Source organism: Poseidonibacter ostreae, from assembly GCF_009208075.1.
Taxonomy (GTDB): domain Bacteria; phylum Campylobacterota; class Campylobacteria; order Campylobacterales; family Arcobacteraceae; genus Poseidonibacter; species Poseidonibacter ostreae.
Window position 1 is genome coordinate 1 of sequence record NZ_WFKJ01000004.1, and the last position, 15,702, is coordinate 15,702.

At 28.3% G+C, this 15,702-nt stretch carries 16 protein-coding genes; 13 read left to right on the forward strand and 3 right to left on the reverse strand.

Annotated elements, in window-relative coordinates:
- Positions 1-120: 120 nt before the first annotated feature.
- Both GBG18_RS02150 and GBG18_RS02155 read right to left on the reverse strand, forming a co-directional pair.
- The gene (locus GBG18_RS02150; protein WP_152187966.1) at positions 121-792 is read right to left on the reverse strand and encodes a 16S rRNA (uracil(1498)-N(3))-methyltransferase; all 672 of its coding nucleotides are present in this window, start codon (positions 790-792) and stop codon (positions 121-123) included.
- A complete protein-coding gene (locus tag GBG18_RS02155; protein WP_226898688.1) occupies positions 792-1,187 on the reverse strand; it encodes a hypothetical protein in 396 nt (131 codons plus the stop codon). Before GBG18_RS02155 ends, GBG18_RS02150 begins: the two co-directional genes overlap by 1 nt.
- A 93-nt stretch (positions 1,188-1,280) precedes the next feature.
- Here GBG18_RS02155 and GBG18_RS02160 point away from each other — a divergent pair, with 93 nt between their 5' ends.
- From GBG18_RS02160 to accA, 8 genes are all read left to right on the forward strand, one after another.
- Positions 1,281-2,504, forward strand: a complete 1,224-nt coding sequence (locus GBG18_RS02160; RefSeq protein ID WP_152187970.1) for a molybdopterin molybdotransferase MoeA — start codon at positions 1,281-1,283, stop codon at positions 2,502-2,504.
- On the forward strand, positions 2,497-3,177 hold the full coding sequence (gene queC / locus GBG18_RS02165; RefSeq protein WP_152187972.1) for a 7-cyano-7-deazaguanine synthase QueC: 681 nt from the start codon (positions 2,497-2,499) through the stop codon (positions 3,175-3,177). The genes GBG18_RS02160 and queC overlap by 8 nt, the downstream gene beginning before the upstream one ends.
- Before the next feature lie 2 nt (positions 3,178-3,179).
- Positions 3,180-3,713, forward strand: a complete 534-nt coding sequence (locus tag GBG18_RS02170; protein ID WP_152187974.1) for a 6-carboxytetrahydropterin synthase — start codon at positions 3,180-3,182, stop codon at positions 3,711-3,713.
- Positions 3,706-4,470 carry a 7-carboxy-7-deazaguanine synthase QueE gene (locus tag GBG18_RS02175; RefSeq protein ID WP_152187976.1) on the forward strand — a complete coding sequence of 255 codons (765 nt, stop codon included), beginning with the start codon at positions 3,706-3,708 and terminating at the stop codon, positions 4,468-4,470. Before GBG18_RS02170 ends, GBG18_RS02175 begins: the two co-directional genes overlap by 8 nt.
- A 61-nt stretch (positions 4,471-4,531) precedes the next feature.
- The gene (fabG, locus tag GBG18_RS02180) at positions 4,532-5,275 is read left to right on the forward strand and encodes a 3-oxoacyl-ACP reductase FabG (RefSeq protein WP_152187977.1); all 744 of its coding nucleotides are present in this window, start codon (positions 4,532-4,534) and stop codon (positions 5,273-5,275) included.
- A 94-nt stretch (positions 5,276-5,369) separates the two neighbouring features.
- A complete protein-coding gene (gene acpP, locus GBG18_RS02185) occupies positions 5,370-5,600 on the forward strand; it encodes an acyl carrier protein (protein WP_121627540.1) in 231 nt (76 codons plus the stop codon).
- 122 nt (positions 5,601-5,722) lie between these two features.
- On the forward strand, positions 5,723-6,979 hold the full coding sequence (locus tag GBG18_RS02190) for a beta-ketoacyl-ACP synthase II (RefSeq protein ID WP_152187979.1): 1,257 nt from the start codon (positions 5,723-5,725) through the stop codon (positions 6,977-6,979).
- A 72-nt stretch (positions 6,980-7,051) separates the two neighbouring features.
- A complete protein-coding gene (gene accA / locus GBG18_RS02195) occupies positions 7,052-7,993 on the forward strand; it encodes an acetyl-CoA carboxylase carboxyl transferase subunit alpha (RefSeq protein ID WP_152187981.1) in 942 nt (313 codons plus the stop codon).
- Positions 7,994-8,048: 55 nt separating this feature from the next.
- On the opposite strand, the gene GBG18_RS02200 is transcribed toward accA, so the two are convergent.
- The gene (locus tag GBG18_RS02200) at positions 8,049-8,378 is read right to left on the reverse strand and encodes a histidine triad nucleotide-binding protein (protein ID WP_152187983.1); all 330 of its coding nucleotides are present in this window, start codon (positions 8,376-8,378) and stop codon (positions 8,049-8,051) included.
- A gap of 132 nt (positions 8,379-8,510) precedes the next feature.
- Here GBG18_RS02200 and pheS point away from each other — a divergent pair, with 132 nt between their 5' ends.
- From pheS to GBG18_RS02225, 5 genes are all read left to right on the forward strand, one after another.
- Complete coding sequence (gene pheS, locus GBG18_RS02205) at positions 8,511-9,503, forward strand: phenylalanine--tRNA ligase subunit alpha (RefSeq protein ID WP_152187985.1); 993 nt, start codon at positions 8,511-8,513, stop codon at positions 9,501-9,503.
- Positions 9,500-11,818, forward strand: coding sequence for a phenylalanine--tRNA ligase subunit beta (gene pheT / locus GBG18_RS02210; RefSeq protein WP_152187987.1), 2,319 nt, complete (start codon positions 9,500-9,502; stop codon positions 11,816-11,818). The genes pheS and pheT overlap by 4 nt, the downstream gene beginning before the upstream one ends.
- Positions 11,819-11,860: 42 nt before the next feature.
- Positions 11,861-13,141: a 3-phosphoshikimate 1-carboxyvinyltransferase gene (gene aroA / locus GBG18_RS02215; RefSeq protein WP_152187989.1), complete on the forward strand. Its 1,281-nt coding sequence runs from the start codon at positions 11,861-11,863 to the stop codon at positions 13,139-13,141.
- A gap of 3 nt (positions 13,142-13,144) precedes the next feature.
- Positions 13,145-13,981 (forward strand): 4-hydroxy-3-methylbut-2-enyl diphosphate reductase, encoded by an 837-nt coding sequence (locus GBG18_RS02220; RefSeq protein ID WP_152187991.1) that lies wholly within the window; start codon positions 13,145-13,147, stop codon positions 13,979-13,981.
- Between the two features lie 65 nt (positions 13,982-14,046).
- Positions 14,047-15,702, forward strand: coding sequence for a 30S ribosomal protein S1 (locus GBG18_RS02225; RefSeq protein ID WP_152187993.1), 1,656 nt, complete (start codon positions 14,047-14,049; stop codon positions 15,700-15,702).

Consider the following 15,702-nt stretch of genomic DNA (forward strand, 5'->3'; position numbering starts at 1 on the left):
TAGATAATAAAGCATATTTAAATGCTGCAAATGCATATTCAGATATGTTAAATGCATGTTCTAAGTGTCATGCGATTGTAAGAAAGTGGTAAAATAAAGAAGAACTCTAAAGTTCTTCTTTTATATTAAAATTTTTGAACTAGCACCTATAACTGCTGTTTCACTTCGTAAGATTAAAGAAGAGTCAAATCCTACAATATTATCTTTATTAAAAGTAAATCTCTCATCACTTGAAAAACCACCCTCACAGCCAATAACTAAAGTTTTAATATCATCTTTTTTTTCATCTACAAAAGTTTTAGAAAAATCTAAAAAATATGTATCTTCATTCTCTTTTACAAACTGTTCTAAACTATCGCAAGTTTCAAGTTTTATAATACTTGATCTTCCACACTGAGAGGAAGAGTTTATAAGTATCTTTTCTAGTTTTTCAATATTAAGTTTAAAATTCTTTTGCGAATATTCACAAAAAATAAATGTAATTTTACTAACACCTAATTCATTTAATGAAGCTAAATATTTCTCAACTGTTTTTGGATCAACTAAACACCAACCTAGGTGTAAATCCTTTTTATTTTCAACTTCTTTTTCTTCACTAGAAATTAATGAAAATATTGCAGATCTTCTAGAAATTGATATTAGTTTATAAAGATAAATTAAATTATCATTTAGGTTTCTAAAATAAATCTCATCATTTATCTTATGGCGTCTAGCTTTTATCAAATATTTATATGTATCTTCACTTATTTCTAAGTTTGAAGCTCCACAATTAATATCATAAGTAAATTGCATTAAAATACTTTACTTATAATGTAAATAGATACAATAACTGAAATTTCAATTATATAAATCTTTTTAGCATAAGCATAAAACTCTTTTTGAAGTTCAACTTGCTCAAACTTAATTACTCTCATTTTTTTATATCTTTTTATTTCAATTACTAATAAAAATATAGAAGCAGGTATCATTAAAAAGATTGTTACACTCATAACATGTGCATAAAAAGCAACTATTGCTCCTGTATAAATAACTATTGCGTTTGTTACATGGTATAAAGGTGTCATAGCTCTTAGTCTTTTAGCTAATCTTATGAACTCTTTTTGTGTTAGTACTGAATATAAATTAAATAACATAATTGCTAGAAAAAAATATATTACATAGACGTGTGTATCGATTGCACTTTGCATTAATTCCATTATTGTTTATCTCACTTTTAAAAATTTTCGCTATTATAGCTAACTTGTCATAAGTTTTTATCTTAAATAAATTAAAGGAATAAAATGGCTATTAGTGTAGATGCTGCTATAGATATTATTTCAAATATCAAATTAAAATTAAAATTCGAAATTATCGCTATTGAAGAAGCTCAAAATAGAATTTGTGCCCAAGAAGTAATAGCAACAAGTTCATTACCAAAATTTGACAATTCTGCAATGGATGGTTATGCAATTATTTATTCTGACAAGAATAATGAGTTAGAAGTAATTGATACAATTTTTGCAGGTGATGATAATCATACAATTTTAAAAGAAAACACTTGTATTAAAATAATGACAGGTGCTAGAGTTCCCAAAAACACAACAGCAATTATTCCAAAAGAAGATATACAAACAATTAGTGATAAAAAAATAAAAATATTAGAAAATGTAAAAGAGTTTCAACATATAAGATTTATTGGTGAAGATATAAGATCTGGAGAAAAATTAATTGATATTGGAGATGAATTAAATTTTGCAAAAATTACACTTCTTGCAAGTCAAGGAATTTCACATATAAAAGTTTATAAAAAACCTAAAATAGTTGTATTTTCAAGTGGTGAAGAGTTAAAACTTCATTATGAAAAAATTCAAGACCATCAAATATATAATTCAAATACTCCAACTTTATTTGCACGTGTAAAAGAATTAGGTTGTGATGTAACATTTATTGGACAAGCAAAAGATACAATTGAAGATATAAAAAGATTAGTTCTAAATTCACTTGATGCTGATTTAATTGTTACATCAGGAGGTGTTTCTGTTGGAGATGCTGATTTTACAAGAGATGCTTTTAATGAATTAGATTTTGAAACTTTAATTGATGGAATTATGATTAAACCTGGAAAACCTACAATTTTTGGGAAAATTGATAATACATTTATATTAAATCTTCCAGGAAATCCTTTGGCATCTGCATTAATTTTTGAGCTATTTGGAAAAATATTAATTCAAAAACTATTAGGTTCAAATGAAGTACATCCAGCTTATATAGAAACAAAAATTTCTGAAGATTTTAAAACAAGAAAAGGAAGAATCACAATAATCCCAGGAACATTCAATGGAGTATCTTTTTACGTATCCAAAAAAAGGTCGCCTGGAATGGTTTCAATTCTAGCAGATTGTAATAGTTTAATAATATTAGATGAAAGTGTAGAATATTTAAAAAAAGATTCAAAAGTAAAAATATTACCAATAAATTGGAAATTCTTTAGTAAAGAAAAAAAGGACTTTTTAAGTAATGAGTAACAAAGCAACCAAAAAAGCAATATGTATTTTAAGTGGAGGTATGGATTCAACTTTATCTTCTTATATTGCAAAAAAAGATGGTTATGAAATAATAGCTGTTCATTTTAATTATGGACAAAGAACAGAACAAAGAGAATTAAAGGCATTTAGAGATATTTGTAGTGACTTAGATATTGTAAATAAATATGAAATTGATATTCCATTTTTTACACAAATTGGAGCATCAGCATTAACAGATGAATCAATTGATGTTCCTGTAGATGGAGTAGAAAGTGGAGTACCAATTACTTATGTACCATTTAGAAATGGTATTTTTCTTTCAATAACAGCTGCAATTGCTGAAAAAGAAGAAGCACAAGCTATGTATATTGGTGTTGTTCAAGAAGATAGTTCAGGATATCCTGATTGTACAGATGAGTTTATAAGTGATATTACAAAAGCAATCAATCAAGGAACAAAAGAGACTACAAATATTGAGATTATTACTCCTTTAGTGCATTTAAGTAAACAACAAATTGTTCAATATGCAAAAGAGTTAAATGTGCCTTTGGAGCATACTTGGTCATGTTATAAAGAGAGTGATGAAGCTTGTGGTGTTTGTGATTCATGTAGACTTAGATTAAATGGATTTAAACTTGCAAATATTAAAGATCCAATTCCATATAAAGTATAAAAATGCATTGGAAAATATCAAAAGAATTCGATTTTTGTTATGGACATAGAGTTTGGTCTCAGACTTTAAATCCTGAGTTTTCACTAGATTCTTGTTTAAAGTGTAGACATTTACATGGACATCAAGGAAAAATATTAGTTTATTTAGAAGCTGATGAATTAAAAGATGGAATGGTTACAGATTTTAAACACCTAAATTGGTTTAAAGCTTTTATAGATGATGTTCTAGATCACAAATTTATTTTAGATATAAATGACCCTTTATTTCAAACTCTAATTCCAAATGTGCAAAAAGATGAGTTAATTCCTTTTGAAGAAGGTTACTCAATTATTAACTTAACTAAGTTTTCAAATGAAGCTATACATTTAAAAGAACTTTATGAGGGATATATAATTGTTGATTTTATTCCAACAAGTGAAAACTTATCTGCATGGTTTTTAAAAATTGTTCAAAAAAAGATGAATAAATTAAATGTAAAAGTTTCTCATATAGAGTTTTTAGAAACACCAAAGAGTAAAAGTACTTTTTATGCTTGAGATAAATGAGATATTTGGACCAACTATTCAAGGTGAGGGAAAACTTGTAGGTACTCCATCTGTTTTTATTCGTTTTGGAAAATGCAATTTTAACTGTGTTGGTTTTAATGTTGAATATGAAACTCCAAGTGGAGTTAAAAAATGTGGATGCGATTCATTTTATGCAGTTGATAAAGAGTTTAAAAATTCATGGACAAACTACAAATCTTATGAAGAGATAGTAAAAGAAGTTGATGATTTAACAAAACAATCTTCAAGTGTTTATAAAATGGATATTGTAATAACTGGCGGTGAACCACTATTATATTGGAATAAAGAAGAGTTTCAAAAACTATTAAAACACTATATAAAAGCTGGACATCAAGTAACTATTGAAACAAATGCATCTTTAAATCTCAATTTTGAAGAAGAGTATCAAAAAGAAATTATCTTTTCAATGAGTGTGAAACTTAGTAATTCACTAGAATCATTGAAAAAAAGAGTGAATTATGAAACTCTAAATAAAATTTTAACAAACACTTCAAACTCATATTTAAAATTCGTAATAAATAAAGATTTATTACATGAAGTAAAAAAAGAGATAGAAGAAATTCTATCAAATATCCCAAAAGTTGAAGTATATTTAATGCCTTTAGGTGACACAGCACAAAGTATAAATGAAAATTGCGAAGACGTGATTCAAATGGCAATTGATTATGGATATAAATATTGTGATAGATTACATATACGAGTTTGGGATAATAAAAGGGGCGTATAGATATAATATGCAATTATTTAAGAATAATCTTACAACAATCAAATTTTAATAAAGGATAAAAATGAATTTTACAGGTTCAAACGTATTAGTAACTGGTGCAAGTAGAGGAATTGGTGCACAAATTGCTAAAACATTAGCATCATACGGATTAAAAGTATGGATAAATTATAGAAGTGGAGCACAAGCTGCTGAAGAAATTCAAAAAGAGATTGAAGCCTCTGGTGGAAAAGCTGCAATAATTAAAGCTGATGTTACAAGTGAAGAAGAGTTTGTAGCCGCAATTAAAACTATTGTTGATGCAGATGGAGAATTATCTTATTTAGTTAATAATGCAGGAATTACAAAAGACAAATTAGCATTAAGAATGTCTGTTGATGATTTTAATGATGTAATATCTGCAAACTTAACATCTACATTTATTGGATGTAAAGCTTCTTTAAAATTTATGGGTAAGAAAAAATTTGGTTCTATTGTAAATATTTCTTCAATAGTTGGAGAAATGGGAAATCCTGGTCAAACAAATTATGCTGCATCTAAAGGTGGAGTTAATGCTATGACTAAGGCGTTTGCAAAAGAAGCAGCAGCAAGAGGTATTAGATATAACGCTGTAACACCTGGTTTTATTCAAACTGATATGACACATGAATTAAAAGATGAAGTTAAAGCTGAATATGAAAAGAATATTCCTTTATCAAGATTTGGTCAAGCGAGTGAAATTGCTGATGCGGTAGCTTTCCTTTTAAGTGATCATTCATCTTATATTACAGGTGAAATTTTAAAAGTTAATGGTGGATTATACGTATAATCAAAATCACGTTTTAAAAAAAATTATAATTTAAAAGACTTTTTAAAATCTTTTTTGTTATAATACTAAGACAATTTTATAAAAGGATTTAAATATGGCATTATTAGAAGATGTAATAGAAGTTGTAGTTGAGCAATTAGATTGTGATGCGGCAGAAGTAAAAGAAGATTCAAAGTTCATTGAAGACTTAGGTGCAGATTCACTTGACGTAGTTGAGTTAGTTATGGCTTTAGAAGAAAAATTTGATATCGAAATTCCTGATGAAGATGCAGAAGGTATTTTAACAGTATCAGATGCTTTAAAATACATCGAAAATAACGCGTAATTTTAACGCTAATAAATAGAAAGCTAGTTTACTAGTTTTCTATTTTTAATTTTAATTATTGAATTTTTTAATATAAGAATTGAATAATTTGAATAAATAAATAATTAGACGGAGTATATTTCATGAAAAGAGTAGTAATAACAGGATTAGGGACTATTAACTCAATAGGACATAATGTTGAAGATTCATTTAAAGCTGTAGTTGACGGTGTTTGTGGAATTGATACTATCACACTATTTGACATTAGTGAATTTCCTGTAAAAATTGCAGGAGAAGTAAAAGATTTCGATCCAGCAACAGTAATGGACAAAAAAGAAGTTAAAAAAGCTGATAGATTTATTCAATTAGGTATAAAAGCAGCACATGAAGCAATGCATGATTGTGGATTAGCAGGTGAAGATGGAAAAGTTGATACAAGTATTGGTGATAGATTTGGAATTATTTCTGCATCTGGAATTGGTGGATTATCAACAATTGAAAAAAACTCTGTTGTATGTGCAAATAGAGGTCCAAAAAGAATATCTCCATTCTTTATACCTTCATCTTTAGTAAACATGTTAAGTGGTTTTATATCAATTGCTCATGGTTTAAAAGGTCCTTCTTTATCTCATGTAACAGCTTGTGCAGCTTCAACTCATGCATTAAATGATGCAGTTAAAACGATTGCAACAAATGGTGCTGATAAAATTTTAGTTGTAGGTGCTGAAAGTGCTATATGTGGTGCTGGGATGGGTGGTTTTGCTGCTATGAAAGCATTATCAACAAGAAACGATGACCCAAAAACTGCTTCAAGACCATTTGATACTAATAGAGATGGCTTTGTAATGGGTGAAGGTGCTGGAGCATTAGTTGTTGAAACTTTAGATTCTGCACTTGAAAGAGGAGCTAAAATCTATTGTGAAATTATTGGATTTGGTGAATCTGGTGATGCAAACCATATTACTGCACCTGTTATGGATGGTCCACTAAGATCTATGAAAGCAGCACTTGCAATGGCAACAGCTCACTTAGGTGAAGATGTTAAAATTGATTATATTAATTCTCATGGAACATCAACACCAGTTGGAGATGTAAATGAATCTAAAGCTATTGCTGAATTATTTGATGGTGCACAAAATTGTCCACCAGTAACTTCAACAAAAGGTCAAATTGGACATTGTTTAGGCGCTGCTGGTGCTATTGAAGCAATTTTTGCTATTAAAGCCTTAAATGAAGGAATTATTCCTCCAACAATTAATATTGAAAATCAAGATCCAGAATGTCCATTAGACTATGTTCCAAATAATGCAAGAAAAGTAGATTTAACTACAGTTATGAGTAATAACTTTGGATTTGGTGGAACTAATGGTTCTGTAATTTTCAAAAAATTTGAAGCATAAAAATAAAATATAATTGAATTTAAAAAGAGTTAGTTAATACTAGCTCTTTTTTTTTAATATAAAGGGGAAAACTTGGCAACTTACTTAGAATTTGAAGATAAAATTAAAAAGATAGAAGAAGATATCATAGTTGCAAGAACTAAAGCAGACGAACATGCTGTAGAAATCTTAGAAAAAAAACTTGAAAAAGAAGTTGAAAAAACTTTTAAAAATTTAAGTGATTATCAAAAACTTCAATTAGCAAGACATCCAGATCGTCCTTATGCTATGGATTATATTTCTGGCTTATTAACTGACGCTTACGAAATTCATGGAGATAGACACTATGTAGATGATAAAGCTATTGTTTGTTTTCTTGGATATATAGGTGAACAAAAAGTTATGGTTATTGGTGAACAAAAAGGAAGAGGAACTAAAGATAAGTTATATAGAAACTTTGGTATGCCACAACCTGAGGGTTATAGAAAAGCTTTAAGAGCTGCTAGAATGGCAGAAAAGTTCCAAATTCCTATTCTTATGTTAGTTGACACTCCAGGTGCATACCCAGGATTAGGAGCTGAAGAGCGAAATCAATCTGAAGCAATTGCTAAAAACTTATATGAGTTTGCAGATTTAACAACACCTACAGTATCAATTGTAATTGGTGAAGGTGGTTCAGGTGGAGCACTAGCAATTTCAGTTGCAGATAAATTAGCAATGATGAGATATTCAGTTTATGCAGTAATTTCACCTGAGGGTTGTTCTGCTATTTTATGGAATGATCCTACAAAAGTTGAAACAGCAGCAAATGCATTAAGAATCACTTCTGATAATTTAAAAGAATTAAACTTAGTTGATGATGTTATTAATGAACCTTTAATTGGTGCACATAGACAAAAAGATGAAGCTATTAGAGCTTTAGGTGAATATTTTATTACTTCAGTTAATGAATTAAAACAATTAACACCAGCACAAAGATACCAAAAGAAATATGAAAAAATTATGGCTTTAGGATCTTTTCAAGAAGGAAAATAAATCCTTATAACTTAAACTTGTAGTATAAAACTACAAGTTTATTAGTAGATTTTTACTATCTAACTAATCGCCCTACTGGCTCTCCACCTAATAAATGAAAATGTAAATGATGAACCTCTTGTCCTCCATCATCTCCAATATTTGTAATTAATCTATAACCACTTTTTCTAATCTCTAATTTTGAAGCAACTTTATGAATAAAACTAGTCATATTTGCCATTATTTTTGGAGGAATTACATCAAATGAATCATAATGTTCTTTTGGAATAATTAAAACATGGATTTTTCTAGAAGGATTTATATCATTGAATGCTAAGAAGTCTTCATCTTCTAATATAGTTTGATTTGGTATTTCACCTTTTACAATTTTACAAAATATACACATTGTTTTTCCTTGAATTTGAATAGTAAATAATTATAACCAAACTCTAATAAATCTTTAAGTATAATCGCAAGAATATAGAAATAGAACAATTCAAATAATTATATATTGTTCTTAAAAAAATAGGAGATGTAAGTGACAGAGTTGATTGAAAACATAAACAATGCAGCCTCTCTAGAAGAGTTAGAAAACCTTAGAATTGATACATTAGGTAAAAAAGGTATTTTAACTTTAGAGTTTGCAAAAATGAAAACTATTCCAAATGAAGAGAAAAAAGCATTTGCACAAAATTTAAATGAACAAAAAGTAAAAGTAACAGATGCAATTGAGACAAGAAAAGTTATTTTAGAAAAAATTGCATTAGATAAAAAACTAGAAAATGAAAAAATTGATGTTACAAGATTTAATAATACTTTATCTTGTGGAGCTACACATCCAGTTGTTGAAACAATGGACAGAATTGTAACTTATTTTCAGAATTTAAATTTTGCTGTTGAAGAAGGACCTTTAGTTGAAGATGATTTTCATAACTTTGAAGCATTAAACTTACCAAAATATCACCCAGCAAGAGATATGCAAGATACTTTTTACAATAAAGACTACACACTTTTAAGAACACATACATCTCCTGTTCAAATTAGAACAATGCTAAAACAAGATACTCCTATTAGAATGATAGCACCAGGAACTGTATTTAGACGTGATTTTGATATTACACATACTCCAATGTTTCACCAAATTGAAGCACTAGTAGTTGATGAGGCAGATAAAATTTCATTTGCAAATTTAAAACATGTATTAGTTGAGTTTTTACATCATATGTTTGGGGATGTTGATGTTAGATTTAGACCATCATTCTTCCCATTTACAGAGCCTTCTGCTGAAGTAGATATTTCATGTGTATTCTGTAAAGGTGATGGATGTAGAGTTTGTTCGCATACAGGATGGCTTGAAGTATTAGGTTGTGGTGTAGTTGATCAAAATGTATTTAAAGCAGTTGGATATGAAAATAAATCTGGATATGCATTTGGATTAGGTGTTGAAAGGTTTGCAATGCTTATTCATAATATTGGAGATTTAAGATCACTATTTGAAAGTGATACAAGACTATTAGGACAATTTAAATGATTATAACAAGAACTTGGATAGAAGAATTTATTGATATCAGTGAGATATCAACTGATGATATTTGCAAAACATTAAACTCTATTGGTTTAGAAGTAGATAGTTTAGAACAAGTTTCAATTGCACCTAAAGTTGTAGTAGGAAAAGTTTTAGAAAAAGTTAAACATCCAGATGCTGATAAATTAAATATTTGTCAAGTTGATATAGGAGTTGAAACTGTACAAATTGTTTGTGGAGCAAAAAATGTTGATGCAGGACAATTCGTACCAGTTGCAGTTGTAGGATGTAAATTATCACCTGATTTTAAAATTAAAAAAGCAAAACTTAGAGGTGTTGAGTCAAATGGAATGATTTGTTCATCAACTGAGTTAGGACTTGCAAAACTTAATGATGGAATTTTAGAACTTGATGATTCAATTGGTGAATTAATTCTTGGACGTGAGTTAAGTGAGTATAAACTTTTAAATGATGATATTATTGAAATTGAACTAACTGCTAATAGAGGTGACTGTTTAAGTATAAATGGAGTTGCTAGAGAACTTAGTGCTTTTTATAACATTCCTTTAAATACATTTGAAAAAAATGTTACTCATAATGATTTAGGAATTGGTCAAATTCTTGATATTCAAGCAAGTGATATTGATGCATCTTTAATTTTTAAAGCTGTAGATTTAAAAGATTTTAAATTAGATATTATGACAAAATTAAGAACTGCAATTATTGGTAAACATGAAGAAGATAATGACGTTAAAAATGCACTAACTTATGCAACACATTGCACTGGTGTGATTTTAAATGCTTATGAAAAAAACAAATCAAAAACTGAAGATAACCTAAGCTTATTAGAAATCAGAAAAGATGAAAATAATTTTGATACTGTTTATGGGAAAGAAGAGCTAAGTACTATTTGTATTGACCATAAAAAAATAGATAATAGTGATACAGATTTTATTATTGAAGCATCTTATTTAAATCCAGAAAAACTTTCTATGCAAGTATTTGAAACAAAGATTACTACAGGAGAAATTTATTACAGAACTTCAAGAGGTTCTGAACCTGATATCTCTTATGGAATTGATTATTTAACAACTTTCCTTTCATCACTAGGAGCAAAAATCTATAAAGGTAGAAAATCTTTTATAGAAGATAGCCAAAAAGCAACTCTTGATGTAGCAATAGCAAAAGTTAATGCAATTATAGGTCAAGATATTCCTGAGTTAGAAGTTGAAAGAATTTTAAGTTCATTAGGATTTGAAGTTAAGGATACACTAAATCACATTTTAAATGTAAAAATTCCATTCTTTAGACATGATATTAAAAATATTGCTGATGTAACTGAAGAGATTGTAAGAATAATTGGTATTGATAATATTCAAGCAAAACCTATGGCAATCGATGAAGTAAATAGAATAAACCATACAACAAATGATTTAATCAAAAAGAATAAGTTAAGAGCAAAAGCTTGCGAAAATGGTTTTGATGAAACATTAACTTATGTTTTTGCTTCAAGAGAAAGTTTAAAGAAATACTCTTTCCCTGTAGTAAAAGAAGAGTTAGAATTATTAAATCCAATTGTAAAAGAGTTAAATACTTTTAGAACAACTATAGTTTTAAATTTAATTGAAGCATGTGCAAGTAACTATAAAATTGGTGCAAAAGCAACATCATTTTTTGAAATTGGAACAATTTTTGATGAAAATAGAAATGAATCAAAAAAGATATCATTTATTCAAACAGGTGCAAACGAACTTGAAGATGTATCAAACTCTGGAAAACCAGGAAATGTAGATTTATTTAAATTTGCAAAAAAGATTTTAAATACTATAGGTAAATTTGATTTAGAACCAATGGAAAAGATTACTAATGATTTTATACATCCATATCAAAATGCAAATGTAATTGTTGATGGTGAAATTATAGGTTTTATTTCAAAAGTGCATCCAAGTGTATGTGAAGATTACGATTTATCAGATACATTTATTGCTGAAATTGATTTTGATTCAATTAAAAATGAATTAGTTAAAACAAAATCTTATTCAAAATTCCAAGCATCTAAAAAAGATTTAAGTATTATTACACCAAAAACTTTAGCATATAAAGAGATAAAAAACGTAATCAATTCTTTAGATGATGTCAACATTAAACAATATAATCTAATTGATGTTTATACTGATGAAAACTTAGGTGAAAATGAAAGTCTTACAATTAGATTTGTTTTACAAAATGATGAGAAGACAATGGAAGAAGAAGATATTACAGCTTCTATGAATAATATATTAGAAGCTTTAGAAGCAAAATTATCTATTGGATTAAGATAAAACAATTAAAAAGTAATTAATAAATATTAAAAGGTTAAAAAAGTGGAAAAATTTAGTATAAAGAAATTAGACAAAGCATTTAATATTGAAATAGATTCAATAGCAAGTGATAAATCAATATCTCATAGATGTGCAATGTTTTCACTTTTTTCTGATAAAACATCTTATATCAAAAACTATTTAACAGCAGAAGATACACTAAATACTCTAAGTATTGTAGAGCAGTTAGGTGCAACAATAAAAAGAGATGGGGGAACTGTTGAAATTACTCCAACATCAAAGTTAAGTGAACCAAAAGATATCTTAGATTGTGGAAACTCTGGAACTGCAATGAGACTGTTTTGTGGTCTATTAGCTTCAGTTGATGGTGCATTTACACTTGTTGGTGATAAATACTTAATGAATAGACCAATGAACAGAGTTGCAAAACCACTAAGAAGTATAGGTGCTTCTATTGATGGAAGAGAGCATGGAAATAAAGCTCCTTTATTTATACGAGGAGTAAAAGAATTAAAACCTTTTACTTATCATTCACCAGTAGATTCAGCACAAGTAAAATCTGCAATGATTTTAGCAGCTTTAAGAGCAACTGGTATCTCAAAGTATAAAGAGAATGAACTAACACGTGACCATACAGAAAGAATGCTAAAAGGTATGGGTGCAAATCTTTCAACAGATAGTGAAGGTTTTATAAATATTCATCCTTTAGAAGGAATGTTAAAGCCTTTAAATATCACAGTTCCTACAGATCCATCATCAGCTTTCTTTTTTGCACTTGCAGCTGCTATTACAAAAGATGCAAGAGTATTAATAAAAAATGTTACATTAAACCCAACTAGAATTGGTGCATATCATGTATTAAAGAAAATGGGTGTAACAGTTAATTTTATTGAAAAAGAGAATATTTATGAACCAATAGGAGATATTGAAGTAATTAATAATGAATTAAATGCTGTAAATGTAGATGAAAATATCTCATGGCTAATTGATGAACTTCCAGCTTTATCAATTGCAATGTCTTTAGCAAAAGGAACTTCAAAAGTATCAAATGCGCAAGAATTAAGAGTTAAAGAATCAGATAGAATTACTGCTGTAATTGATAACTTAAAACTTTGTGGTGTTGATTATAAAGAGTTTGAAGATGGTTATGAAATAACAGGTGGAAATATTAATAAAGCAATAATTAATTCTTGTGGAGATCACAGAATTGCAATGAGTTTTGCAGTTGCAGGATTAAATTGTGATATGGAAATAGAAGATACGCAATGTATTGATACTTCTTTTCCTAATTTTAAAGAAATTTTAGATTCATTAAGGACTTAGAAAATGAAAGTTAAATTAGCTTCAAATTATGGATTTTGTTTTGGTGTAAAAAGAGCTATTAAAATAGCAGAATCTTATGAAAATGCATCAACAATGGGACCTTTAATTCATAATCAAGATGAAATAAATAGATTAAAAAATGATTATAATGTTGGTCTTTATAAAGAATTAAAAGATGTAAAAGATAATGATACAATCATTATTAGAACTCATGGTATTCCAAAAGATGATTTAAAAAACTTAAAAGCACAAAATGCAAAAGTTATAAATGCAACTTGTCCTTTTGTTACAACTCCTCAGCAAATAGTTAAAAAAATGTCAAAAGAAGATTATTCTATTTTAATCTTTGGGGATGCAGATCATCCAGAAGTTAAAGGTGTTCAATCTTATGGACAAGATCAAGAAGATGTTCATATTGTCTTAGAACCATCAGATTTAGAAGCACTAAACTTTAAGCATAATAAGATAGCAACAATTGCACAAACAACTAAAAAGAAAGAAAAATATCTTGAAATTGTAAATTCATTAATTCTAAAAAATAAAGAAGTTAGAGTCTTTAATACAATTTGTGATGCAACATTTGAGAACCAAGATGCAGCTAGAGAACTTTCAAGTGAAGTAGATGTTATGGTTGTAATTGGAGGAAAAAATTCTTCAAATACAAAACAACTTCACTCTATTTGTAAAGAAAATTGTATAGATTCTTATCTCATAGAAAACGAATCAGAACTAGATAGTAAATGGTTTGAAAATAAAACATTATGCGGTATAACGGCGGGTGCAAGTACACCTGATTGGATAATTCAGCAAGTAGTAAACTCAGTAGAAAGTTACAATTAAGTAAATTAAGTATTCTTTTTGTATAATCGTGCATTAAATAAAAACGGTTAATATGAAGGAATAAAATGGGTATCGATGATATTGATTTAGGCGAAGATTTTGATTTTGAGCAAATGCTTAACGAGTCTTTCGAGAATGCTGAGAATAACTCTGTAGTTGATGGTGTAATTGTTGAAATCTCTGGTGATAGAGTTTTAGTTGATGTTGGTCAAAAAGTTGAAGGTCAGATTTACTTATCTGAAATTACAATTAATGGTGAAGTTGCATTTAAAGAGGGTGATACAATCCCTGTTATGTTAATGGGAAATAGAGGTGAAAGACCTAATATTTCACATAAGAAAGTTCTTCAAAAATTAAAATTTGACGAATTTGTTAAAAAACATGGTGAAGATGTTGAAAATGTAACGATTGAAGGTAAAATCATTTCTGTTAAGCAAAGAGGTGGATTTATTATTGAAGACGAAGAAGGTTGTGAATACTTCATGCCTATGGCTCAGTCTTACTTAAAAGCAATTGGTGCTGTTGGTAAAAAAGTTAAAGCGAAAGTTTTAAAAGTAAACGAAGCACAAAATTCAATTATTGTTTCTAGAAAGAAATTAATTGAAGAAGGTAAAGCAATTAAAGATTCTAGAGTTGCTGATATCTTAGAAAAAGCAGAACCAGTTAATGGTATTATTAAAAAAATCACTTCTTATGGAATGTTTGTAGATTTAGATGGAATTGACGGTTTAGTTAATTACAATGAAATCTCTTACAAAGGTCCTGTAAATCCTGCAAATTACTACAATGAAGGTGACGAAGTTACTGTAGTTGTATTATCTTATGATAAAGCAAAACAACACTTATCATTATCAATTAAAGCTGCACTTTCTAACCCTTGGGAAGAAATTAAAGATGAATTAGAAGTAGGTGATACTATTACTGTTACTATTTCTAACTTCGAATCTTATGGTGCATTTGTTGATTTAGGAAATGATATTGAAGGTTTATTACATATTTCTGAAATTTCATGGAATAAAAACGTTAAAAACCCAAAAGAGTTATTAACTTTAGGTGAAGAAGTTAACGTTGAAGTTATTGAACTTAATGTTGATGCTAAAAGATTAAGAGTATCTCTTAAAAACTTACAAGAAAAACCTTTTGCTAAATTCACTAAAGAACATAAAGTTGGTGATGTAATTAATGGTAAAATCGCAACTTTAACTGATTTTGGTGCATTCGTTACTATTGGTGATGTTGATGGTTTATTACATAATGAAGAATCTTCTTGGGAAACTAATGCTAAATGTAAAGCCTTATTCAAAAAAGGTGATGAAGTAGAAGTTAAAATTATCAAAATTGATAGAGAAAAAGAAAATATTTCATTATCTGTTAAAGAAATTGCTGATTCTCCTGCAAAAAGATTCCAAGATACTCACAAAATTGGTGATATCGTTAAAGGAACTGTTAAAGATGCAAAAGATTTCGGTGTATTCATTAAATTAGAAGATAACCTTGATGGTTTAATTAGAAATGAAGATGTAGAGCCATTAGTAATTGAAGAAATTAAAAGTGGTGATGAAATCGAAGCTGTTGTAGTTAACATTGATACTAAAAGAAATAGAGTTAGATTATCTGTTAAAAGATTAGAGCAACAACAAGAAAGAGAAGTTCTTAAATCAGTAAATGATACTTCATCTATGACTTTAGGTGATTTATTAAAAGACCAAATTAAAAACTAG